22 protein-coding genes and 1 pseudogene are annotated in these 24535 nt (G+C 69.0%); 13 read left to right on the top strand and 10 right to left on the bottom strand.

Features of this window, described 5'->3' with window-relative positions:
* The first annotated feature begins 172 nt into the window (after window positions 1–172).
* Window positions 173–2236, top strand: coding sequence for an alpha-amylase (locus ACW9UL_RS07475; RefSeq protein WP_457789849.1), 2064 nt, complete (start codon window positions 173–175; stop codon window positions 2234–2236).
* Between the two features lie 65 nt (window positions 2237–2301).
* Window positions 2302–3381, top strand: a complete 1080-nt coding sequence (locus ACW9UL_RS07470) for a protein kinase family protein (protein ID WP_457789848.1) — start codon at window positions 2302–2304, stop codon at window positions 3379–3381.
* A 284-nt stretch (window positions 3382–3665) separates the two neighbouring features.
* Here ACW9UL_RS07470 and ACW9UL_RS07465 read toward each other — a convergent pair whose 3' ends face one another.
* The 4 genes and pseudogenes from ACW9UL_RS07465 to ACW9UL_RS07450 all read right to left on the bottom strand — a co-directional run bounded on the left by ACW9UL_RS07465 (window position 3666) and on the right by ACW9UL_RS07450 (window position 8182).
* A complete protein-coding gene (locus tag ACW9UL_RS07465; protein ID WP_397496500.1) occupies window positions 3666–4196 on the bottom strand; it encodes an REP-associated tyrosine transposase in 531 nt (176 codons plus the stop codon).
* Between the two features lie 217 nt (window positions 4197–4413).
* Window positions 4414–5139 (bottom strand): methyl-accepting chemotaxis protein, encoded by a 726-nt coding sequence (locus ACW9UL_RS07460; RefSeq protein ID WP_397496633.1) that lies wholly within the window; start codon window positions 5137–5139, stop codon window positions 4414–4416.
* A 129-nt stretch (window positions 5140–5268) separates the two neighbouring features.
* Window positions 5269–5424 (bottom strand): annotated as a pseudogene (locus ACW9UL_RS07455) (HAMP domain-containing protein); the annotation flags it as partial.
* Between the two features lie 1087 nt (window positions 5425–6511).
* Window positions 6512–8182, bottom strand: coding sequence for a glucan 1,4-alpha-maltotetraohydrolase domain-containing protein (locus tag ACW9UL_RS07450; RefSeq protein ID WP_397496499.1), 1671 nt, complete (start codon window positions 8180–8182; stop codon window positions 6512–6514).
* A 364-nt stretch (window positions 8183–8546) separates the two neighbouring features.
* On the opposite strand from ACW9UL_RS07450, the gene ACW9UL_RS07445 reads away from it, so the two are divergent.
* The 11 genes from ACW9UL_RS07445 (at window position 8547) to arsJ (ending at window position 18721) form a co-directional block, all read left to right on the top strand.
* Window positions 8547–9818, top strand: coding sequence for a maltoporin (locus ACW9UL_RS07445; RefSeq protein WP_397496498.1), 1272 nt, complete (start codon window positions 8547–8549; stop codon window positions 9816–9818).
* Window positions 9819–10027: 209 nt separating this feature from the next.
* Window positions 10028–10951, top strand: coding sequence for a MalM family protein (locus ACW9UL_RS07440; RefSeq protein ID WP_397496497.1), 924 nt, complete (start codon window positions 10028–10030; stop codon window positions 10949–10951).
* A 169-nt stretch (window positions 10952–11120) separates the two neighbouring features.
* On the top strand, window positions 11121–12365 hold the full coding sequence (gene malE, locus ACW9UL_RS07435; RefSeq protein WP_397496496.1) for a maltose/maltodextrin ABC transporter substrate-binding protein MalE: 1245 nt from the start codon (window positions 11121–11123) through the stop codon (window positions 12363–12365).
* Between the two features lie 392 nt (window positions 12366–12757).
* On the top strand, window positions 12758–13171 hold the full coding sequence (locus ACW9UL_RS07430; protein WP_457789844.1) for an arsenate reductase ArsC: 414 nt from the start codon (window positions 12758–12760) through the stop codon (window positions 13169–13171).
* Window positions 13172–13178: 7 nt separating this feature from the next.
* Entirely contained in the window at window positions 13179–13535 is a 357-nt protein-coding gene (locus tag ACW9UL_RS07425; protein WP_397496494.1) for a metalloregulator ArsR/SmtB family transcription factor, read from the top strand.
* 17 nt (window positions 13536–13552) lie between these two features.
* Window positions 13553–14035, top strand: a complete 483-nt coding sequence (locus ACW9UL_RS07420) for an arsenate reductase ArsC (protein ID WP_397496493.1) — start codon at window positions 13553–13555, stop codon at window positions 14033–14035.
* A complete protein-coding gene (gene arsB, locus ACW9UL_RS07415; RefSeq protein WP_457789842.1) occupies window positions 14032–15102 on the top strand; it encodes an ACR3 family arsenite efflux transporter in 1071 nt (356 codons plus the stop codon). The genes ACW9UL_RS07420 and arsB overlap by 4 nt, the downstream gene beginning before the upstream one ends.
* Window positions 15099–15815 (top strand): arsenical resistance protein ArsH, encoded by a 717-nt coding sequence (arsH, locus tag ACW9UL_RS07410; RefSeq protein WP_457789840.1) that lies wholly within the window; start codon window positions 15099–15101, stop codon window positions 15813–15815. The genes arsB and arsH overlap by 4 nt, the downstream gene beginning before the upstream one ends.
* A 15-nt stretch (window positions 15816–15830) precedes the next feature.
* Entirely contained in the window at window positions 15831–16331 is a 501-nt protein-coding gene (locus ACW9UL_RS07405) for a cyclin-dependent kinase inhibitor 3 family protein (RefSeq protein WP_457789838.1), read from the top strand.
* Between the two features lie 19 nt (window positions 16332–16350).
* Entirely contained in the window at window positions 16351–17355 is a 1005-nt protein-coding gene (locus ACW9UL_RS07400) for an ArsJ-associated glyceraldehyde-3-phosphate dehydrogenase (protein ID WP_457789836.1), read from the top strand.
* 148 nt (window positions 17356–17503) lie between these two features.
* Window positions 17504–18721 carry an organoarsenical effux MFS transporter ArsJ gene (gene arsJ / locus ACW9UL_RS07395; RefSeq protein ID WP_457789834.1) on the top strand — a complete coding sequence of 406 codons (1218 nt, stop codon included), beginning with the start codon at window positions 17504–17506 and terminating at the stop codon, window positions 18719–18721.
* Here arsJ and ACW9UL_RS07390 read toward each other — a convergent pair whose 3' ends face one another.
* From ACW9UL_RS07390 to ACW9UL_RS07365, 6 genes are all read right to left on the bottom strand, one after another.
* Window positions 18722–20041 (bottom strand): hypothetical protein, encoded by a 1320-nt coding sequence (locus ACW9UL_RS07390; protein ID WP_397496486.1) that lies wholly within the window; start codon window positions 20039–20041, stop codon window positions 18722–18724.
* A gap of 18 nt (window positions 20042–20059) precedes the next feature.
* Complete coding sequence (locus ACW9UL_RS07385; protein ID WP_397496485.1) at window positions 20060–20290, bottom strand: thioredoxin family protein; 231 nt, start codon at window positions 20288–20290, stop codon at window positions 20060–20062.
* 8 nt (window positions 20291–20298) lie between these two features.
* Window positions 20299–21651: a permease gene (locus tag ACW9UL_RS07380; protein ID WP_457789833.1), complete on the bottom strand. Its 1353-nt coding sequence runs from the start codon at window positions 21649–21651 to the stop codon at window positions 20299–20301.
* A gap of 66 nt (window positions 21652–21717) precedes the next feature.
* Window positions 21718–22794, bottom strand: coding sequence for an ArsO family NAD(P)H-dependent flavin-containing monooxygenase (locus ACW9UL_RS07375; protein WP_457789831.1), 1077 nt, complete (start codon window positions 22792–22794; stop codon window positions 21718–21720).
* Between the two features lie 89 nt (window positions 22795–22883).
* Entirely contained in the window at window positions 22884–23747 is an 864-nt protein-coding gene (locus tag ACW9UL_RS07370; protein WP_457789830.1) for an aldo/keto reductase, read from the bottom strand.
* Window positions 23748–23862: 115 nt separating this feature from the next.
* Window positions 23863–24534 carry a bifunctional 4-hydroxy-2-oxoglutarate aldolase/2-dehydro-3-deoxy-phosphogluconate aldolase gene (locus tag ACW9UL_RS07365; RefSeq protein WP_457789828.1) on the bottom strand — a complete coding sequence of 224 codons (672 nt, stop codon included), beginning with the start codon at window positions 24532–24534 and terminating at the stop codon, window positions 23863–23865.
* Window position 24535 lies beyond the last annotated feature (1 nt).

The raw sequence follows: 24535 nt of genomic DNA, 5'->3' as shown, positions 1-24535 counted from the left end.
ACCGAAAGGGCAAGCGCCACATCCTCCCCGGTCGCGCTCTCGAGGGCGTAGAAGCGGGGGCGTAGTCTGCCAGCACCTCCCTGAAAAAAGTATGCACCCCTGCCCCTTCTGCGCCTGTTGCAGGCGGCGTGGTGCGGGTGTACTGGAGGCTCGCCAGTTGCGGGAGAACCCCATGCGCCACCCTTCGTTGCCGACTTCGCTCACCACCCTGGCCTGCGCCCTGCTCTGCCAGTTTGCCAGCGCCGAACCGCAGCTGCAGGCCTGGCTGGATCAGCGGCCGCTGCCGCTGCAATGGAGCAGCCCGGCGCCGCAGCGCTACAGCGTCGAGCTGGACCTGGCGCCCGGCCAGCTGCGCCTGCAGGCGCCCAATGCGGCCGGCAGCGCCCAACCGCTCGCGCTGTATCAGCGTCAGGACTGGCACCAAGACAGCCAGCTCAGCCTGCAGATCAGCGAACCCGGACGTTATCGCCTGCTGTTCCAGGAAGACGGCCAGCCCCACCTGCGCCTGCTGCCGCTGCCCCGGCAAGCCTCGCGCGGCAGTTGCCAGGCCTGGACGGGCGAATCCCTGAGCGTCGATGTCAGCCAGGTGTTCGCCGACGGCGAAGTGCTACGCGACGCCTACAGTGGCCAGCGGGCGACGGTTGCGAACGGCCGGGTGCAGCTGACCCCGGCGGCGCACAGCGACGGCCTGCTGCTGCTCGAGCCGGCCGAGACGAGCGCCACCGCCGCGCACGACTGGCGCAACGCCACGGTGTATTTCGTCCTGACCGACCGCTTCGCCAATGGCGATCCGAGCAACGACCGCAGCTACGGCCGCCAGCCCGATGGCGAGCAGGAGATCGGCACTTTCCACGGCGGCGACCTGCGCGGCCTGACCGGCAAGCTCGACTACCTGCAGCAACTGGGTGTCAACGCGTTGTGGATCAGCGTGCCCTTCGAGCAGATCCACGGCTGGGTCGGCGGCGGCGACAAGGGCGATTTCCGCCACTACGGCTACCACGGCTACTACCCCATGGACTTCACCCGCCTGGACGCCAACATGGGCAGCGACGACGACCTGCGCGAGCTGATCGCCCAGGCCCACGCCCGCGGCATCCGCGTGCTGTTCGACGTGGTGCTCAACCATGCCGGCTATTCGACCCTGGCCGACATGCAGGGGCTCGGCTTCGGCGCGCTGCGCAGCGGCATGGCCCAGTACCTGCCGCCGCGCTGGAGCGACTGGCGGCCGGAGGGCTTCGAGAACCTGCACGCCTACCACAACCTGATCGACTACCAGCACGACGCCTGGCGCAACTGGTGGGGCAAGGACTGGGTGCGCGCCGGCATCGCCGACTACGACGCCCCGCCCAGCGTGCTGGTCGATCCGGTAAAGGGCTCGCTGGCGTTCCTGCCCGACTTCAAGACCGAAAACCCGCAGCCGGTGACGCTGCCGCCCTTCCTGCAGCGCAAGGCCGACACCCGCGCGGTGCCGCGCGAGGGCTACCGGGTGCGCGACTACCTGGTGGAATGGCTGACCTTCTGGGTGCGCGAGTTCGGCGTCGACGGCTTCCGTGGCGATACGGTCAAGCATGTCGAACTGGAAAGCTGGGCGGCGCTGCGCCAGGCGGCCGACAAGGCGCGCGCCGAGTGGTCGGCGGCCAACCCCGATGATCCCATGAGCGGCAGCCCGTTCTGGATGGTCGGCGAGGTGTTCGGCCATGGTCCGCAGGTCAATGTCTATCAGGACAACGGCTTCGACGCGCTGATCAACTTCGCCTTCCAGGGCGAGCTCGCCGCCAAGGGCAGCGAGTGCCTGCGCCAGGCCGAGGACGGCTACCGCGACTATGCCGAGCTGCTGGCCAAGAATGCCGGACACAACTTCATGAGCTACGCCTCGTCCCACGACACCTCGCTGTTCTTCGCCGAACAGGGCGAGCAGCTGGCGCGCCAGCGCGGCCTCGCCGGCGCCCTGCTGCTGGCCCCCGGCGCGGTGCAGATCTACTACGGCGACGAGAGCGCCCGCCCGCTCGGCCCCGGCGGCTCCGACCCGCAACAGGGCACGCGCTCGCCGATGAACTGGGCAGCCCAGCAGCAGGGGCCGATCGCCGAGCTGCTGGCGCACTGGCGCCTGCTCGGCCAGTTCCGCGCGCGCCACCCGGCCATCGGTGCCGGCCGCCACCAGCAGCTATCCACCCTGCCCTACGCCTTCGCCCGCACCCTCGGCGCAGACCGCGTGGTGATCGTCCAGGGTCGTTGAAATCTCCCGGCGCGCGACGTTCGCAGGGTAGGTCGCGCGCACCACCTGCCCTGCCCGGTACCGCCATGACTCCAGAACAGCAACGCCGCCAAAGCCAGCTGGCCTTCGCCTCCAGCCGCGCCGAACTCGAAGTGGGCTCGCTCGCCCACTGCCCGCTGCCCCTCGACCAATTGCTGGCCACCGGCCCGGGCAGCCCCTGGGTACGCCGCCATTTCGCCGGAGGACTGACCGCCGAGGTCTACCAGATCGAGGCGGGGGGCCAGCTATGGACACTCAAGCGCGCACGCAACCCGTGCAAGGTGCAGAACCCCGACGGCCAGACCTCCTTTCTCAACGAAGTGCAGCGCCGCGCAGAGCTGCAGGCCTTGAAACAGCAGCCGGCCTGGGGCGAGGCCCTGGCCGGCATCGTCGAGACGCGTTACGCCAGCTACCGCCAGGGCCTGCTGCTGTCGCCCTGGATCGCCGGCGAGGCGATCGGCGAATGGGACGAGCGGCGCCTGCTGCAGCTGTTCGATACGCTGCTGGCGCTGCTGCAGCTGGGCTTCTTCGAGTGGGACCTGTGCCCCGGCAACCTGCTCGACGACGGCCGCATCCGCCTGTTCGACTTCGGCTATATGTACCGCTTCGAGCCGCTGCACAGCTTCAACAGCAACGGCCAGCTGACCCCGCAGTGCCACGCCGCCGAACGCTTCGAAACGCGCTGCTACTACGCCCACCTGCTGCACCTGGAACGCGAGCGCGGACAGAGCGCCGCGCTGGCCGCGCTGGAACTGGAAAAGCGCATCGCCCTGGAGTGCTACCGGCGCCTGCGCAGCCATCTGGCTGGACGCGGCGCCAGCGCCACGGTACTGGCCTGGCTGCAACGCATCATCGACCAGTGGCAGGACGCGCTGGGCGGCGGCCTCGACGGCCTGTACCTGCGCGAGGCCTGGCGCTCGCACCTGAGCGATCTGGAGGACGACCTCGGCGGCCAGACCTGCACGCCGCTGACCCTGCAGCGCATCGACTGGCTGCAGCAATGCCTGCACGAGTGCGGCGCCCAGCTGCAGCGCCTGGAACTGCTCGCCGGGCGCACCCCGGACGCCTGGCGCGCCGAGCTGGAACAGGCGCTGCAGCAGGCGCATGAGTGGCAGGTTGGTGAATAGGCAGAGGGTTGGTGCGCACAACCTAGGCGGCCCCGCGCGCCCCCTACAAAAGCCTGCCGTGCTCTTAGGGTGCGCCGCGGCGCACCGCGGCCTCGGTGGCTCTTTCTGCATACCCCATCCAGCGGCGACAACCCGACCGGATCGGGAATAGGCGCCGGCCTGGCAGATCGGCGTTTATCCCTGGTGCGCACGGCGCACCCTAGGGCTCGCCGCACCATATCCGCAGAGCTACATATCGGCGTATCGGCACCATCGGGTGCGCCGTGCGCACCGAGCTTGCGCGGTCACTCGCCGAACGCCCCCTCATCCTCCGCCACCCCGCCCCAATCCGCCGGGTACACGCCTTCGCGCACCAGGCGGTGGAAGCTCGACCAGGGCCAATCCGCCACCTGCCGCACCAGGCCATGGCGCACCGGATTCCAGTGCAGGTAATCCAGGTGCCTACTGAGGTCCTGCTCGTCGCGGATGCGGTGTTCCCAGAAGCGCCTTTGCCACAGCCCCGCCTCGCGGCGCAGACGCCGGCTCAGGCTGACACCATCGGCTTGCGGCAGGGCCTGGCTGGTCAGGCGCTTGATCATCGACCAGCGCAGGGCAAAGTCGGCATCGCCCGGTGGCAGTTGCCACAGGCAGTGCAGGTGATCGGGCAGCAGCACCCAGCCGTGAATGGCAAAGGGATAACGCTGGCGCACCTGCTCGATGGCCCCGCGCAAGGCCGCGCGCAGCGGCGCCTCGGTGAGCAGCGGCCGACGCTGGTGGCTGACCTGGGTGAGGAAATAGCAGGCGCCCTGCTCCCGGGCACGGCGGTAGTCGGACATTCCCTGTCTCCTGGCGCTGATTGCCTGTACAGGATAGCCTCCGGTGCGCGCAGCGCCGCCTACCGGGATCGCCACGCTCGGCACGGTGCTGCATTTCGTAGGGTGCACCGTGCGCACCGCGGCTTGCGCGGTCAGTCGCCGAACCCGCCCTTATCGTTGTCCCCGGCACCGCCCCAATCCGCCGGATACACGCCTTCGCGCAGCAGGCACCGATCGCTCAGGTCAGGTAGCGGGCGCACAGCGCCTGCTGCTCGGCCACCATGGCCGCCTGGCGCTCGCTGCTCTCGGTGATACCGACGATGCGCTGCATGTTGTCCTCGGCCACCGCGTGGATGTCGTGCATGCTGCGCGTCACGTCTTCGGCAGCCAGGCGCTGCTGGGCGGTGGCCTGGCTGATCTGCCGCGACATGCCGGCGATGGCGCCGACCTGCTCGTGGATCCGCTGCATCGCCTGATCGGCCTCGCCGACCTGGGCCAGGTTGGCCTGCATGTGCTGGCGGCTCAGCTCCAGCGACTGTACCGCCGCCTGGATGCCCTGCAGCAGACCGTCGATATGCGACTGGATCTCGCCGGTGGAGCTGGCCGTGCGCAAGGCCAGGCTACGCACCTCGTCGGCGACCACGGCGAAGCCGCGGCCCTGCTCGCCGGCACGCGCCGCCTCGATGGCCGCGTTGAGGGCCAGCAGGTTGGTCTGCTCGGCGATGCTGCGGATCACCGCGAGGATCTGGCCGATGCGCTGCCCGCCGGCCTCGACCTCGGCGATCTCGGCCACGCTGCCCTGCAGCTGCTGCGCCAGCGCCTGGGTGCTGCGGATGGTGCCGGCCATGATCTGGCTGCCGCTGTCGACGCAGGCGCCGACGCTGTCGACCCGCCGCGCGGTCTGCTCGGCATGCACCGCCACCTCGGCGAAGCTCGATTCCATCTGGGTCAGGCTGGCGGCCAGCGCACCGATGCTCGAGCGCTGCCGATCCAGGCCCTGGCGCGCGTCGGCGCAGGAATCGGCATTGCCACGGGCGATGGCGTCCTGCTGGTCGGCGGCGCGGCCCAGCTGCGCCAGGGCGTCGCGCAGGTTGCCGGCGACCCGATTGACGTCCGCTGCGACCCGGCCGAACTCGTCTGCCCGCTGGTAATCGCAGCGGCCGCGCAGATCGCCCTCGGCCAACCGGTTCAGCGCGCCGGACACCGCGCCCAGCGCCCGGCGCATGGTGCGGCTGAGCCAAACGCCCATGCTCAGGGCGATGCCGAGCGACAGCGCGGCCAGCCACAGCAGGCGATCGAAGCCGCGCCGATAGGTCAGGCGCGCCTGTTCGAGCTGCGCCCGGGCGTCGCGCTCGCTCGCCTCGATCAGTTGCCCGACCTGCTCGCCCACCTGCGCCTGCAACGCCTGCAGCTGGCGCTTGCGCTCCTGGTTAGCCTGCTTGTCGGCGAGCCAGCCGGCGTACTGGGCCAGCGCGCCCTGGCCGTCGAGCAGCAGGTTGCGCTCGATCTCGGCGAACTCACCCCGATAGGTATGCACATAGTCGGTGCGACTGTCCTGGTGGGGCAGTAGGTCGTCCAGCACCCGCCCCAGCTTGTCATGTAGATTGGGCAGGCGTTCCCTGACCTTGGCCTCGGCCTGCTGCAGGCGCTGCGGCGAGGCGCTGCCGACCGCGTCGAAGACCAGTGCCTCGACCTGCTCCAGCGGAATGATGAACTGCTTGAGCGAGTAGGCGACGTAGTCGTCCTTGGTGACCGCCTGCACCCTGAGCAGGTCCTGCTTGAAGCGCGACAGTTGCAGCTGCAGGTTGCGCAGCGTCACCGCGGTGCGCTCGACCCGCGCCAGCACCTGGCGCTGCGCCTCCAGCAGTTCGCGGCTCTGCGCGTCCAGCTGCGGCAGCAACTGCCCCAGCCGCACCAGCTCGGCCTGTTCGGCGCCGTTCCCCAGGGTCCGCATGACGTCCAGGCGGGCGTCGACCCGTTCGGCATGCTGCCCATGCGCGGTGGCGAAGGCCTCGAGCTCCTCGGCGCGTTCGGCGCCGAGGGCATCGGACAGGTTCTGGGTCAGGCCCTGCAGGGCACTGAAGAAGCTCTGGCTGGCCTGCAGCCGCGCGGCGCTGTGGGCGATGCGTTCGCCCGAGCCCTGCAGCTCGCCGATGGCGCTCAGGCTGCTGCCGCCGAGCAGCACCAGCAGCAGGGCCAGCGCCGCGATCAGCAGGTACAGCCGCGGCAGGAAGCCGACCTTGAAGGCGGTCAGCCGGTTTACAAGAGGGGACAACATCGATCTCTCCTGTCGATAGAGACCGGGCCGCCGGGAACGGCGCGGCGGCCCGGCAGACTCAGAAGCCGCCGCTGGTGGTGGCCCCGGCCGTAACCGTCAGGCTATTGTTGCCTCCCGGCTGCCAGGTCTTGACCTGGGTCGGGTCGCTCTCGTTACGGATGATGCATTTCCACTCCACCTGCTGGCCGGCCGGCAGGGCGATGCTGCCCTTCCAGGTCGGGTAGGCGCTGGTGTCGCTCAGGCGCACCGCGCTGGCCGCGCTCCAGTTGCCCAGCTGGGCGACGTTACCCACCGCATAGACGCTGTCGCCCCACTGGGTCACGCCGTTGTCGCAGCGGAAGTTGACGCTGACCAGCTCGCCCTGCTCTTCATCGTCACCCTGGCCGCTGCGCCAGATACGGATCGCACCGTTGTCGGCGTTGAGCGCCTGGGTGAAGTCGCCGCTGGCCACCTGGCCGGGCGAGGACAGGTTGGAGTCCAGGGCGATCAGCAGCTGCTGCTGGCTGCCGCTGACCGTCGCCACCAGGCCGGAGAAGCCCTCATGGAACTGGATCGCTGAGGCGGCCTTGACCCCGGCCGCGCGGCGAATCTGGATCAGCTGGCGGATGAAGTCGCCATGGCCCCAGTCGTACATGTGCGGCCAGTACACCACCGGCGTGCCGGGGCTGCTGAGGATGTAGGCGTAGGCCTGCTTGAGGCGATGATCCGGCAGCGGCCAGTGGTGCTGGCCGCCGTTGGGGCCGGGCGAGTAGCCGGTGTCGTGGTTGTCGACGAAGGTCACCGCCACCTCGCGCCAGCGCGCATCGGGATTGCCGTTGAGGCCGTGGCGCCAGTCGGCTATGCCGCCGTTCTGCATGCGCTCCTTGAGGGCGAAGTCGAAGATGGTGCACTTGGCCCGATCCGACCAGTCCTTGAGGATCTGCTGCCAGCTGGCGCCGTTGCGCCAGTCCCAGCTCGGGTATTCGCCCGGCGCCTTCCACAGCTCGCCGAGGCAGAAGCCGTTGTCGTGGGCATCGCTCATCCAGCCGTCGACCCGCTCACCGGCATAGCCGCGGACGAAGTCGAAGCGAAAACCGCCGGCGCCGTACTGGCTGCGCAGGTTGGCGAACTCGTCGCGGAACATCGCCTGGTTCTGCGGGTGGCCGGTATTGAGGTCGGCGTCGCCGCCCATGAAGCGGTCGCCGTCGTCGCAGTCGTTGGCGTAGTTGCCCGGGTCATTGCAGTCGTGGCGCCACAGCCCCTGGCCGGCCGGCAGGTTGATTTCCTTGTCCGGGTAGCCGCGGTTCATGTGGTTGGGCACCACGTCGTAGATCGGCTTGACCCCGGCGGCGTTCAGCGCATTGGCGGCCTGCTTGAGCAGGCTGTCGCTGCCGTAGCGGCCGTTCTTGTTGAAGTCGTGCCAGAAGTAGCCTTCGCCGCCGCCCGAGGTGCCGTTGTTGGGGTCGCTCCAGCTGGAGAAGTCGCGCCAGGGCACCGGCATCCAGATCGCGCTGAAACCATCGGCGGCCAGGGTCGGCGCCATGCTGGACAGGGTCGCGTACCAGTTGCTGGAGGTGGTACGCACCGTGTTCCAGTGAAAGCCCTGGAGGATGACTTCGTCACCGCCGTGGTAGCGCACGCCGCTGGCGCTCTTGCCCGGCGCGTCCGCCGCCCTGACCAGGTTGCCCCAGGGGTAGGCGAGCGGGGCCATGGCCAGCACCAGGCCGGCCATTCGCAGGTATCGGTTCATCTTGAAGCTCCGTTCTTGTCATTGTTGTGAGCATCCGACTACGGGGGACAGCCCCCGGATGGACTGATCGGAGCACCGCGCGGGCGACCCGATCACGGCAGCCTGCCGCGCCTGGCCGCACCACCAAACCTCCCCCGCGCACTTTCTGCAGGCGTAGGGCACAGGCGTAGAAATTCCGCCTGCCAGCCATACCCCCCGCCGCTTCGCTACGCCCTGCCGCTCCACCTCGAAAAAAGCGCCCCGGGGAGGATGTGGTGGCGCCTTGCCTTGCCCGACTCTTGCCCGCAGCGCCACCGGGCCGACTGCCTGCCCTGTCGCGCCCAGTCAGTCCGACACCGAATCCAACAAGAAAGAAGGACCCACGATGAACACCAAGCAACCCGCCCAGCTGCTGCGTCCCAGCGCCCTGTTCGCCGCCATGCTGCTGGCCACCCCGGCCCTGGCCGTGGACTTCCATGGCTACATGCGCTCCGGCATCGGCGCCACCGCCGGCGGCGGCGACCAGGCCTGCTTCCAGGCCGCCGGCGCGCCGGCCAAGTATCGCCTCGGCAACGAGTGCGAGACCTATGCCGAGATCGGTCTCGGTCACGAGGCGTGGAAGGAAGGCGATCAGAGCTTCTATATCGACAGCATGATCGCCTACAAGTCGGATCAGGCGAACGACTGGGAAGCCACCGACAGCGACGGCAACCCCTACGCCAACGGCACCAGCTCGATCCGCCAGTTCAACGTGCAGGCCAAGAACTTCCTGCCCGCCCTGCCCGGCGCCACCCTGTGGGCCGGCAAGCGCTACTACAAGCGCAACGACGTGCACATCAACGACTACTACTACTGGGACGTTTCCGGCCCCGGCGCCGGCATCGAGGACATCGACCTGGGCTTCGCCAAGGCGCACGTGGCCTGGATGCGCAACACCGATGGCGAGTGGGTCTACAACGGCACCGGCACTGGCACCAACGTGGCCAACGACACCCTCGACCTGCGCCTGACCGATATCGACTTCAACACCGACGGCAAGCTGGAATTCGGCTACGACTACGGCAAGGCCAACCTCACCGAGGAGCAGAAGGACGATCCCGGCTACACCGACCAGAAGGGTCATCTGCTCACCGCGCAACACATCCAGGGCAACTGGTTCGGCGGCTTCAACAAGCTCGCCCTGCAGTACGGCACCGACGGCATCATCGGCAGCACCGGGCGCAACAGCACCGGCAACAGCGACGGCAAGATGTTCCGCCTGGTCAACCAGGGCGTGGTCGGCCTGACCGACGACATCGAGATGATGTACGTGCAGATCTACGAAGATAAGGACTTCGACAACGACTCCGGGCAGACCTGGGCGTCGTTCGGCGTGCGCCCGGTGTACAAGTGGAGCAACACCATGAGCACCGCGCTGGAGTTCGGCTACGACCATATCGACCCGCAGGCCGATGGCGAGGAATCCCGCGATCTGAAGAAGATCACCCTGGCCCAGCAATGGTCGGCCGGCCGCAGCTTCTGGGCACGCCCGCAGATCCGCGTGTTCGCCACCTACGCCATGTGGGACGGCGGCAAGTACAACGCCGCCAGCGAATCCATCGATGCCGGCGACGACGACGGCCTCACCTTTGGCGTCCAGGCCGAAGCCTGGTGGTAAGCGCTCAGTCATCCGTTGCATCCGGATGACTGGCAAATTCCGTAACGCTGCTCCTGTGGTCCTTGCCCCGGTTCTGCAATAGGCCGGGGCCTTTTACCTAGCGTGCCCGCTGCCCTCATCCGGCGCTTCGCGCCACCTTCTCCCAGGGGGAGAAGGGCATCAAGGAGGGCGTCGCTGCGCGACTTCCAGACTAATAAGAGGAATAACCCATGCCACCGTTCAAGATCGCCAGCCTCGCGCTGCTCACCCTGCTATTGACCGGCTGCGCCAGCGAACCGCTGCGGCGCATCGACGCCCTGAGCGCCAGCCCCGCCCCCCTGCAGACCTCGGCCGGCAACGCCGAACAGGCCCTGGCCGCCGCCCCGTCCTGCTGCACCTCGCTGCGCGAGCTGCCCTACCAGCCGATCCCGGTGAACTTCAGCGGCGAGGTGCGCATCGACACTGGCGCGCCCGCCTTCGCCTTCGACAGCGGCAAGAGCTATTTCCGCGCCTTCCAGCTGCCGGCCGCCAGCAAGTCGTTCGAGATCCGCCTGTACAGCCAGGCCGGCGACACGGTGCTGGCGCCCAACGCCATGCTGCTCGACAGCCAGTTCCGCGTCACGCGCCTGCTCGGCGCCGAGGATTTCGTCTACGCCCCGGCGTCCGGCCTCAAGGGCGACAGCCTGGACGCGCGCCTGCGCGTCGACCGCCTGTACCTGGACAACCCGGGCAACGAACATTACCTGGTGCTCTACACCAGCGAGGCGCAGATGCGCGGCCGGACCGTCATCGAACACCCGGCCAAGGCCTATGCCCGTGCCCTCGGTAACGAGGCGCCGAACATCCCCGACCCGGTGGCCAAGCATGCGCCGGTGGGTGTGATCAAGATGGTGCTGATTGAGGACAAGGTCGCCGGCCAGCAGGCCAACAGCTACGTGCCGCCGTTCAGCATCGGCCGCGAGATGGGCAACCAGCTGCCCAGCGTGCCGGCCCCGGCGGTACTGCCCGAGACCCAGGCCTACTACCGCCAGGCCATCGACGCCGCCCTCGCCAGCAAGGACCTCGAACGTGCCCTGCGCCTGGCCGACGAGGCCGCGCGGGTCGGCGACGACAGCGCCAAGGCCTATCTGCTCGAACGTATCCAGATCCGCTGAAACGATCGTCCCGGGGTGACCTGGCCGGCGCCACCGCCGCAGCCGTAGGAGCCCCACCCCGGGGCGAAGCTGTGCTGGCTCCGGGTTGCCGTCCCGCGCATTCGCCGCGGGGCGCGGCTCCTACAGAGGCGGGCAGGCTTGACGACCGACCGCCCAACCAGAGGTCGAGATGAGAACAACAATAAGGCTCGCGACACTGATTCTGCTGTGCACCACCCCCTGGCCAGCTCTGGCCTTCGAGAAGAACGTGCTGACCGTCTGGATCGGCCAGGACAAGGGCTTCAACGGCCTCGCCGAGATCGGCCAGCGCTACACCGCCGACAGCGGCATGCCGGTCAAGGTCGCCACCCCGGATGACCTGCCCGGCCAGTACGACAGGCTCGCCGCCACCGCCAAGGGTCCGGATATCGTCATCTTCGCCCACGACCGCTTCGGTTCCTGGATCAACAACGGCCTGCTCGCGCCGGTGCAGCCCAGCGCAGAAGCCCTGCAGCGCGCCCCCGGCTTCGCCTGGGAAGCGCTGACCGTGGGCGCGCAGCGTTTCGGCTACCCCCTGGCCACCGAGGTGGTCAGCCTGATCTACAACCGCAGCCTGCTGGCCAGCCCACCGCGCACCCTCGCCGAAGTCGCCACGCTGGACAGGCGCCTGCGCGCCCAGGGCAAGCGCGCCATCGCCTGGGACTACAACAACCTGTACTTCTCCTGGCCGATCATCGCCGGCGCCGGCGGCTACAGCCTGCGCAAGCAGGGCGGCATCTACGACCTGGCCGATGTCGGCGTCGCCACCCCCGGCGCCATCGCCGGCGTGGAGGCGCTCAAGCAACTGCTCGATCAAGGGGTGCTGGAGCCCGGCGACGATTACGCCAGCGCCCTGGACGGCTTCAAGCAGGGCCGCATCGCCATGATCGTCAACGGTCCCTGGGTGTGGAACGAGCTGCGCGACGCCGGCCTCGACTTCGCCGTCGGCCACGTGCCGGGCATCGACGAAACGCGCCAGGGCCGGCCCTTCGTCGGCATCCTCGCCGCAGCGATCAACGCCAACAGCCCGCACAAGGCGCAGGCCCGACGCTTTGTCGAGGACTACCTGAGCAGCGCCGAGGGCCTGCGCAGCCTCAACGCCGACAAGCCGCTGGGGGCGGTGGCTAACCTAGAGGTCATGGCCCAGCTGCGCCACGACCCGCTGATCGAACACACCTACGAGTCCGCCGCCAGCGGCGAGATCATGCCGGACATCCCGGAGATGAAGCGCTTCTGGGTGCTGTTCGCCTCGCGCCTGGGCGCCATGCTCAAGGGCGAGAAGCCGATCGCCGCCACCCTGGAACAGATCGCCCAGCGCCTGCGCGCCGCCGGCGAGGTGCAGGCCTGGCGCCGTCGTCACTACCCGCTCGCCGACTCCACGGCGGGGGCGCCCTGAGCGCCCCCACTCCCCATCCCCTCCAGGGAAATTCGGGCGGCCTCGGCCGCTCTTTTTTTGTCCGCTCCGCCGCCGACTCTTCGCCCCGCGGCAGGCCCCCAGCAACACACGCACTCTCGTCAGTGAGGACGGAACAGAGCCTTAGCTGCTCGTCGCAAGGTTCCTCGCGGGAATCGGGTTGGGCAGGACTGAGCGCCGCCGGTAGGACGGATTCGTGAACGGCCACAAATATGCGATTAAGCGAATATAACGGTGTGGCAATCAAGCACGCACTGCCGCCAGGCAGAGCATAATCTGGGTAATCCCGGGCAAGTGCACAAGGCAGCGACGTCTTTACCACTCATACGAAAATCCATATATTCGCCAAACCATATCTAAGCGAGATGTCAGAGATGGCCTACAAGACCCGCGTGCTGTTCGTCTGTACCGCCAACGCCGCCCGCTCGCAGATGGCCGAGGCCCTGCTGCGCCACACCGATTCGGACAACTTCGAGGCGCACAGTGCCGGCAGCCAGCCGGGCGAGGTCGACTCGCGCGCCCTGGCCGCCCTGCAGCACCTCGGCGTGAACACCGACGGGCTGCACAGCAAGGGCCTGGACGCCTTCCACTGGAACGATTTCGAGTACGTCATCAGCCTGTGCGACAAGGCCAGCCAGGAATGCCAGCACATCCCCTTCGAGGGCCAGCGGCTGGCCTGGCACTGCGAGGACCCGGTGACCAGCACCCAGCCCGAGGCCTTCCGCCACTGCCTGCACGAGATCCACGAACGGATCAAGATGTTCGTGCTGGTCAAGACCAAGCGCTGAGGTAGCCATGGCCGAACTGCTCACCCCCACCAGCGTCTTCAAATGCCTGGCCGACGACACCCGTGTACGCCTGATGCTGCTGGTCGCCCGCGAACAGGAGCTGTGCGTGTGCGAGCTGACCTGCGCCCTCGGCGAGAGCCAGCCCAAGGTTTCGCGCCACCTGGCGCAACTGCGCAGCTGCGGCCTGCTGGCCGACCGCCGCCAGGGCCAGTGGGTCTACTACCGCCTGCACCCGCACCTGCCGGACTGGGTGATCGCCGTGCTCGACGCCACGCTGGCGGCCAACAGCCACTGGCTGAGCCCGGACAGCAAACGCCTGGCCGCCATGGGCGAGCGCCCGCAACGCATCGCCGTGTGCTGCTGAAGATCAAGGAAGCCCGGATGAAATTGCTGTTTCTCTGCACCGCCAACAGCTGCCGCAGCATCTTGAGCGAGGCGCTGTTCAACCACCTGGCCCCGGCCGGCCTGCGCGCCTACAGCGCCGGCAGCCAGCCCCGGGGCGAGGTGCATCCGCTGAGCCTGGCCGCCCTGCGCCGCGCCGGCATCGCCTGCGAAGGCCTGCACAGCAAGGCCTGCGAAGCCCACGCCGAGCTCGCCCCGGACCTGGTCATCACGGTATGCGACAAGGCCGCCGGCGAGTCCTGCCCGGTGTTCTTCGGCCCGGCGGCGAAGGCGCACTGGGGCCTGTGCGACCCGTCCGAGCTGACAGGCTGCACCAGGGAGATCGAAGCAGCCTTCGATAGCGCCCTGACGATCATCCGTACCCGTGTAGAGGCCTTTCTCGCCCTGCCGCTGCAACACCTGAGCCGCGCGCAGCTGCAGGCCGAACTGGCCCGCATCGGCACCCTGGGAGCCCGACCATGAGCAACAGCCGTCTGTCGTTTCTCGACCGTAATCTGACTCTGTGGATCTTCCTCGCCATGGGCCTGGGCGTGGGCCTGGGCAGCCTGTTCGAAGGCCTGCCGGCCTGGCTCGACAGCCTGTCGCTCGGCAGCACCAATATCCCCATCGCCATCGGCCTGATCCTGATGATGTACCCGCCGCTGGCCAAGGTGAAATACGAGGAGCTGCCGCAGGTGTTCCGCGACAAGCGCATCCTCGCGCTGTCGCTGGTGCAGAACTGGCTGATCGGCCCGCTGCTGATGTTCGCCCTGGCGGTGATCTTCCTGCGCGATCAGCCCGAGTACATGACCGGGCTGATCCTTATCGGCCTGGCGCGCTGCATCGCCATGGTGCTGGTGTGGAACCAGATCGCCGGCGGCGACAACCAGTACGTCGCCGGCCTGGTGGCCTTCAACAGCCTGTTCCAGATCGCCTTCTTCAGCCTCTACGCCTGGCTGTTCCTCGGCGTGCTGCCGCCGCTGCTGGGGCTGCAAGGCAACGTGATCGACGTGAGTTTCCTGACCATCGCCGAGTCGGTGCTGATCTATCTGGGCATCCCCTTCCTCGCCGGCTTCCTCACCCGCAAGCTGCTGATCGCGCGCCGCGGCGAGCAGTGGTACAGCGAACGCTTTATCCCGCGCATCGGCCCGCTGACCCTGGTGGCGCTGCTGCTGACCATAGTGGCGATGTTCAGTCTCAAGGGCGACATGGTGCTGCAGTTGCCGCTGGACGTGCTGCGCATCGCCATCCCGCTGACCATTTACTTCGTGGTGATGTTCGCCATCAGCTTCGCCATGGGCAGGCTGCTCGACGCCGACTATCCGCGCACCACCTCGCTGGCCTTTACCGCCGCCAGCAACAACTTCGAACTGGCCATCGCCGTGGCCATCGCCACCTTCGGCCTGGCCTCGCCGGTGGCCTTCGCCACGGTGATCGGCCCGCTGGTGGAAGTACCGGTGCTGATCGCCCTGGTCGGCGTGGCGCCGTGGCTCAAACGCCGCTGGTTCGATAGCGACGAGGCCGCACTGGCCCAGGAGCAGAGCAAATGAACGACGATCACATCCCCCAACTCGCTGCCGACTTGGCCCAACCGCCCAGCGCCGAGCGCCTCGACATCGCCCGGCAGTTTGCCCACAAGCCGCGCATCCTGCTGCTGTACGGCTCCAACCGCGAGCGCTCGTTCAGCCGCCTGCTGACCGAGGAAGCCGCGCGCCTGCTCCAGCGCTTCGGCGCCGAGACCCGTATCTTCCACCCCGCCGGCCTGCCGCTGCCGGACGACGCGCCGGACAGCCACCCCAAGGTGCAGGAGCTGCGCGAGCTGATGCAGTGGTCCGAAGGCCAGGTGTGGTGCTCGCCGGAGCGTCACGGGGCGATGACCGCGGTGTTCAAGGCGCAGATCGACTGGGTGCCGCTGGCCATGGGCGCGGTGCGCCCGACCCAGGGCAAGACCCTGGCGGTGATGCAGGTGTGCGGCGGCTCGCAGTCGTTCAACGTGGTCAACCAGCTGCGCGTGCTCGGGCGCTGGATGCGCATGTTCACCATCCCCAACCAGTCCTCGGTGCCCAAGGCCTTCCTCGAATTCGACGGGCAGGGGCGGATGAAAGCCTCGTCCTACTACGACCGCCTGGTGGACGTGATGGAGGAACTGGTCAAGTTCACCCTGCTGCTGCGCGAGCGCACCGACTACCTGGTCGACCGCTACTCCGAGCGCAAGGAATCCGCCGAACAACTGTCCGCGCGGGTCAACCAGCGCGCCATCTGAATAAAGGAAGCCTGCATGAGCCATCCCTACGACCTGCTGAGCATTCCCGGCTGCGCCGGCCAGCTGATCTTCACCCCCTGCCCCGGCACCAAGGGCAGCTCGCTCGACGAGGCCCTGGCCACCCTGCAGCAGGCCGGCGCCAGCGCGGTGATCAGCCTGATGCCGCACAGCGAACTGGCCGCCAATGCGGTCGAAGCCATCGACGCGCGCTGCCAGGCCCTGGGCCTGGCCTGGTTCCACCTGCCGGTGGCCGACGAACAGGTGCCGCTGGACGACTTCGCCGCGGCCTGGCAGCAGTCCAGCGCCGCCATCCTGGCACGCCTGCGCGCCGGGCAGCGCCTGGCCCTGCACTGCAAGGGTGGATCCGGACGCACCGGGCTGATCGCCGCGCGCCTGCTGATCGAGGCCGGCGTAGCGCGCAGCGAGGCCATCGCCCTGGTCCAGGCGCTGCGCCCCAAGGCCATCCAACACCCGGCGCACGTCGACTGGATCAACCAGTTCGACGCCACTCACTGACCCCAGCGGAGACCAGCACATGAGCATCAAAGTCGGTATCAACGGATTCGGCCGCATCGGCCGCCTGGCCCTGCGCGCCGCCTGGGACTGGCCGGAACTCGAGTTCGTACGGATCAACGACCCGGCCGGCGACGCCGCCAGCCACGCCCACCTGCTGAATTTCGACTCGGTGCACGGCCGCTGGCAGCACGAGGCGGGCAGCGACCGCGACTGCGTGGTGGTGGGCGGCCAGCGCATCCAGGTGACGGCCAACAAGGCCATCGCCGATACCGACTGGAGCGACTGCGACCTGGTGCTCGAGGCCAGCGGCAAGATGAAGACGGTCGAGGTGCTGCAGGCTTATCTGGACCAGGGCGTGAAGCGCGTGGTGGTCTGCGCGCCGGTCAAGGAGCCCGGCGCGCTGAACGTGGTGATGGGGGTCAACCAGCAGCTGTTCGACCCGGCCGTGCACCGCATCGTCACCGCGGCGTCCTGCACCACCAACTGCCTGGCCCCGGTGGTCAAGGTGATCCACGAAAACCTGCGCATCCGCCACGGCTCGATCACCACCATCCACGACCTGACCAATACCCAGAGCATCCTCGATACGCCACACAAGGATCTGCGCCGGGCGCGGGCCAGCGGCATGAGCCTGATCCCCACCACCACCGGCTCGGCCACGGCGATCGCCGAGATCTTTCCCGAACTGCGCGGCAAGCTCGACGGCCACGCGGTGCGCGTGCCGCTGGCCAATGCCTCGCTGACCGACTGCGTGTTCGAGGTCGAGCGCGCGACCAGCGCCGAGGAGGTCAACGCCCTACTCAAGGCCGCCGCCGCAGGCCCGCTGGCCGGCATTCTCGGTTACGAGGAGCGGCCGCTGGTGTCCATCGACTACCGCAGCGACCCGCGCTCGTCCATCGTCGATGCGCTGTCGACCCTGGTGGTGGGCGGCACCCAGGTGAAGATCTACGCCTGGTACGACAACGAATGGGGCTACGCCAACCGCGCCGTGGAGCTGGCGCGCATGGTCGGGCAGGCCAGCTGACTCTGCTCTTGTGGGAGGGGCTTTAGCCGCGACCGGAGCGCCACAAGTCGCGGCTAACGCGAAATGCCGCCCAGCCGCTCACACAGGCCATGTTCCTCAACGTTGCGCACAGCCTAGGCGGCCCCGCGACACCCTACTGGATAACCTTATGCACGCCCTCGCCCGGCTCACCCCCGAAGTGCGCCAGTACCTGCTGGTCACCGGCAACTACTGGGCCTTCACCTTCACCGACGGCGCGCTGCGCATGCTGGTGGTGCTGCACTTCCACAGCCTGGGCTATACGCCGCTGGCCATCGCCGCGTTGTTCCTGTTCTACGAGATCTTCGGCGTCGTCACCAACCTGCTGGGCGGCTGGCTCGGTGCACGCATCGGCCTGAACCGCACCATGAACCTGGGGCTGGCGCTGCAGGTGCTCGCCCTGCTGATGCTGACGGTGCCGGCGGCCATGCTCACGGTGCCCTGGGTAATGGGCGCGCAGGCACTGTCCGGCATCGCCAAGGATCTCAACAAGATGAGCGCCAAAAGCGCGATCAAGCTCTTGGTGCCCGGCGACCGGCAGGCCACCCTGTACGCCTGGGTCGCGCGCCTGACCGGCTCGAAGAACGCGCTCAAGGGCGTCGGTTTCTTTCTCGGCGGCGCCCTGCTCGGCATGCTCGGCTTCGCCGGCGCGGTGCTGGCCATGGCCCTGGCGCTCGGCGTCATCTGGCTGGCCAGCCTGGCGCTGCTGAAGCAGGACCTGGGCAGGGCCAAGGCCAAGCCCAAGTTCCGCGACCTGCTGTCCAAGAGCCGGGCGATCAATATCCTCTCCGCCGCCAGGCTGTTCCTGTTCGGGGCGCGTGACGTCTGGTTCGTGGTGGCCCTGCCGGTGTACCTGGCCAGCACGCTCGGCTGGGACTTCTGGTGGGTCGGCGGTTTTCTCGCCTGCTGGATCATCGGCTACGGCATCGTCCAGAGCCTGGCTCCGGCGATCACTGGCAAGCGCCGCGGCCAGGTGCCGGACGGCCGCGCCGCCTGCGTCTGGGCCGCGCTGCTGGCCGGCCTGCCGGCGGCCATCGCCCTCGGCCTGGGCAGCGCGCTACCGGCGCAGGCGGTGCTGATCGGCGGCCTGCTGGCGTTCGGCGTGCTGTTCGCGGTCAACTCCTCGCTGCACAGCTACCTGATCGTCAGCTACGCCCAGGAAGACGGCGTGTCGCTGGACGTCGGCTTCTACTACATGTCCAACGCCCTCGGCCGATTGCTCGGCACCCTGCTCTCCGGCTGGGTGTTCCAGAGCTGGGGCCTGGCGGCCTGCCTGTGGGTGTCGAGCGCCTTCGTGCTGGCCGCAGCGCTGATCTCGCTGGGGCTGCCGCGACACCGACCGGTCTGATCAGCTGCAGCCCTCGGCGGCCCCCGGGTAGACCGGCGCGAAGCCGCCGCCGGGGGTGCGGAAGTTGGTGGTCTGGCCCTGGTACAGGCGCGCCGCCAGCCACTGCACCTGGCCCTGGTAGACGTAGGCGCGCAGGTCGTACTTGAGCGCCGGCGCCGCCTCCGACAGTGCGCGCTGCCCCGGCAGCACCAGGGCCTGGGCCACGTAGTCGCCGGCCAGGATCTCCTGCCAGACCCGCTGGGTCAGCTTGTCTCCGCGGTAGGCAGCGCGGCTGCCATAGCCCGCGCAGGGCTTGAAGAACAGCTGCTTGCGCTGGCGCCACAGGCGCTCGGCGTTGCCCGGGCCCACCGCCTCGGTGGCCGGGATCGCCGCCTGCAGCAGGGCGCAGGTGGCCGGTGGCACGCCGAGCCGTTGCAGCTCGCGGGCGTCGCCGAGCAGTGCCAGGTTGTGCTTGTCGGCGTACAGCGCATGGGCGCGCGGATGCGGGGTGAGCAGCACCGCGCCGTCCAGGTAGGCCTGGCGCAAGGTGCCAAGCTCCGGCGCCTGCAGGGCGAAGTCGGTCAGCCGGTTGTAGACCAGGTCGATGGCCAGCTCGCCGTGCCACAGCCGGCCGTCGCGCAGCTGCAGGTCGCCCGGGTCACTGATCACCGCCTGCAGACCATGGCGTTGAAACAGTTGCTGGAACAGCAGGAACTCCGGATAGAGGTACTGCTGCTCGGGCGCCTGGTCGACTATCGCGATGCTGCGCAGCGGGCGCGACTGCCCGGCCAGGGTCCATTCCTCGCGGAACATGGCGATGATCGCCTGCTCCAGCGCCTCTGCCTGGCGCGCCGGCGGCAGCAGGCGTTCCAGGGCCGGGCAGCAGGCGCGCTGCGCACGCGCCAGCAACGCGTTGAGCATGGCGCCGCCGGCGTTGCTGTTGATCTCGATCAGACCGAAGCCGGTCTCGGTGACATGGAAGTCGTAGCCGAAGAACACGCCCCGCGCGCCGGGATCGTGCCGGGCGATGGCCGGCGCCCGCGCCAGCACCCGCTCGCGGTAGGCCGGCAGCGCCACCACCGCCTCGATGGCGGCGATCACCGCGGCCATGCGCTGCAGCTGAGCCGGGGCGACGAACACCGGCTGGGCGGCGAACAGGTAGGGGCAGCGCTCGCGCAGCAGGCGGTACAGCTCCGGCCGGCCCAGATTGCTTTCCAGCGCGGTGCGCAGCGCCTCGTCATCGAGACTGATGCAGAAGCAGCGGCTGTTCAGCGTCTCGACGCTCAGCCCGGCCAGCGAAGCCAGCTGCGCCAGCGGCGCCTCGGATAGACTCTCGTGCATTGCTCGGCTCCCGCCCGCTCAGCCGAGCAGCGTCTGGATCTCGTCGCTGCTCGGCACCTTGCCCTCGACCAGGATCTCGTCGTCCACCGCCAGCGCCGGGGTACGCATGACCCCGGCGTCGATGATGGCGTTCAGCTCGGTGACCTTCTCCACCTCGAACGCGAGGCCCAGCCGGCGCGCGGCCGCCTCGGCGTTGGCGGTCAGTTGCTGGCACTTGGCGCAGCCGGAACCATAGATCGTCAGTTTCATCGCCTGCCTCACATCAGTTGGCCATAGAGATAGCCGCTGAGGGTGGCCATCACCACCACCAGCGCGCAGTACACCAGAGTCTTCTCGGTCCCCAGCACGGTGCGGATCACCAGCATGTTGGGCAGCGACAGCGCCGGCCCCGCGAGCAGAATGGCCAGCGCCGGGCCCTTGCCCATCCCCGCCCCGAGCAGGCCTTCGACTATCGGCACCTCGGTCAGGGTGGAGAAGTACATGAAGGCGCCCAGCAGCGCCGCCAGCAGGGTCGAGGCCAGGCTGTTGTCGCCCACCGCCGCCACCACCCAGCTTGCGGGGATCAGGCCTTCATGGCCGGGGCGGCCGAGCAGCAGGCCGGCGATCAGTACGCCGCCGAGCAGCAGCGGCATGATCTGCTTGGTGAAGTCCCAGCTCTGCCCGACCCACTCGCGGCCCGCGTCATTCTCGCGGCTGGCCTGCAGCATCAGCCCGGCGATGCCGATGACCATGGCCAGTTCCGGCCACGCGGGCGCGGCCACCGCCACCAGCGCGATCAGCGCCGCAATCAGCAATAGCGGGCGTGGCGACCAATGCCAGCGCACCACCAGCAGCCAGCCCAGCAGCGCCGCCAGCAGCGCGGTGACCGGCCATTTCCAGGCATGGATCAGCATCCATGGGCCACTGTCGGCAGGCGCCCAGTTGGCGAACACCAGGATGCCCACCATCAGGCCGAACAGGGCCACCACGTCGCGCAGCGGATGGCCGTCATCCGCCTCGGCGAAGCCCCGCGCACCCACGGTCGCCCGGGCCGCCTCCTCGCGGCGGTAGAGCAGCTGCATCGCCGCGCCGATCATCAGGGCGAAGCCGATCGCCCCCAGCGCCCGGGCGATGCCCAGCTCGGCCCCCAGCACCTTGGCGGTGACCACTATGGCCATGACGTTGATCGCCGGCCCGGCATAGAGAAAGGCGATGGCCGCGCCCAGGCCGGCGCCGCGGCGGTAGATGCCGCCGAACAGCGGCAGCACGGTGCAGGAACAGACCGCCAGCAGGGTGCCGGCCACCGAGGCGACGGTGAAGGCTAGCGGCTTGGGTGCCTGCGGCCCGAGATGCTTCATCACCGCGCCCTGGCTGATATAGACCGCCATGGCACCAGCGATGACGAAGGCCGGCAGCAGGCACAGGATCACGTGCTCGCGGGCGTACCAGCGCACCAGGCTCAGCCCCTCGAGCACCGCATTGTCGAAACGCGGCTGGCCCACCGGCAGGAAGAAGATCAGCAGAAACAGCCCGCACATGCCCAGCAGCAGGCGTGCCTCGCCGGGCTGCGCGCGCCAGAAGGCCAGCAGGTGCTGGCCCAGGCCGGATGGTGCGGGAGGGTTGGGCGTCATGGCGCAGCCTCGCGGACGGAGTGTTTTCAGCTTAGTCCGCTACGAGCCAGGTCCGGATGACCGGGATCAACGCTCCGCTTCGGGCGCCAGGCAGGCGAGGATCTCCTCTACCGTGCTGCGCGCGGTACGGGCGACGCCGATCAGCGTCGCCGAGGCCGCGCCGGTCCATTCGCCATAGCCCACCAGCCACAGCGCCGGCTCCTGCCGCGCACGGGTACCGACGACATCCACCTTGCCCTCCTGGTTGAGCACGCCGAGCGGGGCGAGGTGGCCGAGCGCCGGGCGAAAACCGGTGCACCAGATCACCGCATCCACCGCCGACTCGCTGCCGTCGGCCCAGACCACGCCGTGCTCGGTGAACCGCACGAAGGGCCGCACCGCGTGCAGCACGCCGCGCTCGCGCGCCTCGCGCACCGGCGGCACCATCACCACGTCGCCCAGGCCGCCTACCGGCTGCTCGACCACCCGCCCCTGCTGCTGCGCCTTCCAGCGCTCGGTGGCACGCTCGAACAGCACCCGGCCGTCGACCTCGTCGGGCAAGAACAGCGGCTCGTTAGGCGTCACCCAGGTAGTCTCGGCCACCTTCGACAGCTCGGCGAGGATCTGCGCCCCGGAGTTGCCGCCGCCCACCACCAGCACCCGCTGGCCGGCGAAGGCCTGTGGCTCGACATAATCCGCCGAATGCAGCTGACGCCCGGCGAACAGCTCGGCGCCGGGATATTCGGGGACATAGGGGGCACGCCAGGTGCCGGTGGCACTGACCACCGCCCGCGCCCGCCACTGCCGGCCATCGGCGGCGCGCGCCAGCAGCCGGTCACCGTCGCGCTCGAGCGCCTCAACCCATACAGGGCGCAGCACCGGCAACCGGTAGCGCTGCTCGTACTGGGCCAGGTAGCTCAGCACGTGGTCGCGGCCGGGATAGGTATCGGCCACCGGCGGCATCATCCAGCCGGCGATGGAGCTCCAGGTGGCCGGCGAGAACAGCCGCAGCGAATCCCAGCCATGGCGCCAGGCGCCACCCGGCCCCTGCTCGGCGTCGAGGATCAGGAACGACAGCGGCGTGCGCCGCAGGAAATAGGCGACCGACAGGGCGGCCTGGCCGCCGCCGACGATCAGCACATCGACTGTGGGGATGGAGGGCATGCCCGGCTTCCCGAACTGAAGGAGCCGACAGCATAGGCGACTCGCGGCGGCCGGGTCATGATCTGCGGCAACTGCGGATATGTCTGGCGTCAGGGCGCCCTGACGCCGCGCGCCGCCTCGGCCAGATGGAACCAGGTCGGTGCGTCCAGCTGCAGCTCGGCGCCGGCCAGGGCCTCCTCGATCCGCGCCTCGCGCAGGCTGCCCAAGATCGGCAGCGGCCGTCCCGGCAGGCGGCGCAGCCAGGCCAGGGCGACTTGCATCGGCGTCGCCTGCAGCGCCGCGGCAACCGCCTCCAGCGCCTGCTGCAGCGCCGGGGCGAAGCGGCCGCCGGCCAGCGGCGACCAGGCCAGCACCTGCAACCCATCGGTCTGCAGCGCCTGCAGGCGACCATCCCAGGCGGCCTGCTGGGCGGCCAGCGACAGCTCGATCTGGTTGCAGCGCAGCGGCAACTCGCGCCCCAGCACCTGCCAGTGCAGCGGCTCGGCATTGGACAGCCCGATCCAGCCGACCTTGCCGGCCTCGACCAACGCCTGCAGTGCCCGCGCCACCTCCTCGACCTGCAGCAGCGGATCGGGGCGATGCAGCAAAAAGCCGTGCAGCTGCTCGACGCCCAGGCGCTGCAGCGAGGCCTCCACTGCCCGGGTCAGGTAGCCGGCGCTGCTGTCGTAGTGCTTGACCCGCCAGCGCGAAACGTCCTGCGCCGCCGGCACGATATCGGCCTTGCCGATCAGCTGCAGCTGCGCGCGCAACTGCGGACGCAGACGCAGCGCCGCGCCGAAGCGCACCTCGCATTCGCCCAGGCCGTAGATATCGGCGTGGTCGAAGCCGTTGAGGCCGCGCTCAACGCAGCGCTCGATAAAGCCGAGCAGCGCCTGCGGCGTGTCCAGCTCGGCGCATTCGAGCAGGCGCATCATGCCCAGCAGCAGCGGTTGCCGGAGCGGAAATGCGGTCATACGAGGGATTCCAGGTAATCGGTGGTGCGCACGACCTGGGCGGCCCCGCGACACCCTACGCAATGGTGACGAATCGTAGGGTGCGCTGCGCGCACCACTAGGCCGATCAGAGATTTCAGCCCAACAACTGCAACGCCTCGGCACTGCACTGCTGGATGCGCGACCAATCGCCCTGCTCGACCCACTCACGCTGGAACATCCAGGTGCCGCCGACGCACATCACGTTGGGCTGGGCCATATAGCGCTGCAGGTTGTCCGGCGTGATGCCGCCGGTGGGGCAGAAACGCACGCCGCCGAACGGCCCGGCCAGCGCCTTGAGCGCGGCGACGCCGCCGCACACCTCGGCCGGGAACAGCTTGAAGCGGCGATAGCCGAGGGCGTAGCCGACCATCAGCTCGGAGGCGCTGCTCACCCCCGGCAGCAGCGGCACCGGGCTGTCCAGGGCAGCCAACAGCAATTCGCGGGTGCTGCCCGGGGTGACGATGAACTGCGCGCCGGCATCGATGGCGGCGCCCAGCATCTGCTCGTCGAGCACGGTGCCGGCGCCGACGCACAGCTCCGGGCGCTCGGCGCGCAGGCGGCGGATCGCCTCCAGGCCGTGCTCGGAACGCAGGGTCACCTCCAGCACGCGCAGGCCGCCGGCGGCCAGGGCGTCGGCCAGCGGCAGGATGTCCGCCTCGCGGGCGATGGTGATCACCGGCATGATCCGCGCCTGGGCGCAGATACGATCGATCTCGGCGGTGTGTTCGGCCATGCGCGCGCGCTGGCGTTCGTTGGGGCTGGTCATG

The organism is Pseudomonas sp. PL-6 (assembly GCF_054110165.1).
Note: the sequence above shows the minus strand (reverse complement) of the source record. Positions and strands in the feature narration are given on the sequence as shown.

Bases quoted from the DNA above. Each gene is read 5' to 3' on its own strand.
- ACW9UL_RS07475 (WP_457789849.1), top strand. From the start codon at position 173: ATGCGCCACCCTTCGTTGCCGACTTCGCTCACCACCCTGGCCTGCGCC.
- ACW9UL_RS07470 (WP_457789848.1), top strand. From the start codon at position 2,302: ATGACTCCAGAACAGCAACGCCGCCAAAGCCAGCTGGCCTTCGCCTCC.
- ACW9UL_RS07465 (WP_397496500.1), bottom strand. From the start codon at position 4,196: ATGTCCGACTACCGCCGTGCCCGGGAGCAGGGCGCCTGCTATTTCCTC.
- ACW9UL_RS07450 (WP_397496499.1), bottom strand. From the start codon at position 8,182: ATGAACCGATACCTGCGAATGGCCGGCCTGGTGCTGGCCATGGCCCCG.
- ACW9UL_RS07445 (WP_397496498.1), top strand. From the start codon at position 8,547: ATGAACACCAAGCAACCCGCCCAGCTGCTGCGTCCCAGCGCCCTGTTC.
- ACW9UL_RS07440 (WP_397496497.1), top strand. From the start codon at position 10,028: ATGCCACCGTTCAAGATCGCCAGCCTCGCGCTGCTCACCCTGCTATTG.
- malE (WP_397496496.1), top strand. From the start codon at position 11,121: ATGAGAACAACAATAAGGCTCGCGACACTGATTCTGCTGTGCACCACC.
- ACW9UL_RS07430 (WP_457789844.1), top strand. From the start codon at position 12,758: ATGGCCTACAAGACCCGCGTGCTGTTCGTCTGTACCGCCAACGCCGCC.
- ACW9UL_RS07425 (WP_397496494.1), top strand. From the start codon at position 13,179: ATGGCCGAACTGCTCACCCCCACCAGCGTCTTCAAATGCCTGGCCGAC.
- ACW9UL_RS07420 (WP_397496493.1), top strand. From the start codon at position 13,553: ATGAAATTGCTGTTTCTCTGCACCGCCAACAGCTGCCGCAGCATCTTG.
- arsB (WP_457789842.1), top strand. From the start codon at position 14,032: ATGAGCAACAGCCGTCTGTCGTTTCTCGACCGTAATCTGACTCTGTGG.
- arsH (WP_457789840.1), top strand. From the start codon at position 15,099: ATGAACGACGATCACATCCCCCAACTCGCTGCCGACTTGGCCCAACCG.
- ACW9UL_RS07405 (WP_457789838.1), top strand. From the start codon at position 15,831: ATGAGCCATCCCTACGACCTGCTGAGCATTCCCGGCTGCGCCGGCCAG.
- ACW9UL_RS07400 (WP_457789836.1), top strand. From the start codon at position 16,351: ATGAGCATCAAAGTCGGTATCAACGGATTCGGCCGCATCGGCCGCCTG.
- arsJ (WP_457789834.1), top strand. From the start codon at position 17,504: ATGCACGCCCTCGCCCGGCTCACCCCCGAAGTGCGCCAGTACCTGCTG.
- ACW9UL_RS07390 (WP_397496486.1), bottom strand. From the start codon at position 20,041: ATGCACGAGAGTCTATCCGAGGCGCCGCTGGCGCAGCTGGCTTCGCTG.
- ACW9UL_RS07385 (WP_397496485.1), bottom strand. From the start codon at position 20,290: ATGAAACTGACGATCTATGGTTCCGGCTGCGCCAAGTGCCAGCAACTG.
- ACW9UL_RS07380 (WP_457789833.1), bottom strand. From the start codon at position 21,651: ATGACGCCCAACCCTCCCGCACCATCCGGCCTGGGCCAGCACCTGCTG.
- ACW9UL_RS07375 (WP_457789831.1), bottom strand. From the start codon at position 22,794: ATGCCCTCCATCCCCACAGTCGATGTGCTGATCGTCGGCGGCGGCCAG.
- ACW9UL_RS07370 (WP_457789830.1), bottom strand. From the start codon at position 23,747: ATGACCGCATTTCCGCTCCGGCAACCGCTGCTGCTGGGCATGATGCGC.
- ACW9UL_RS07365 (WP_457789828.1), bottom strand. From the start codon at position 24,534: ATGACCAGCCCCAACGAACGCCAGCGCGCGCGCATGGCCGAACACACC.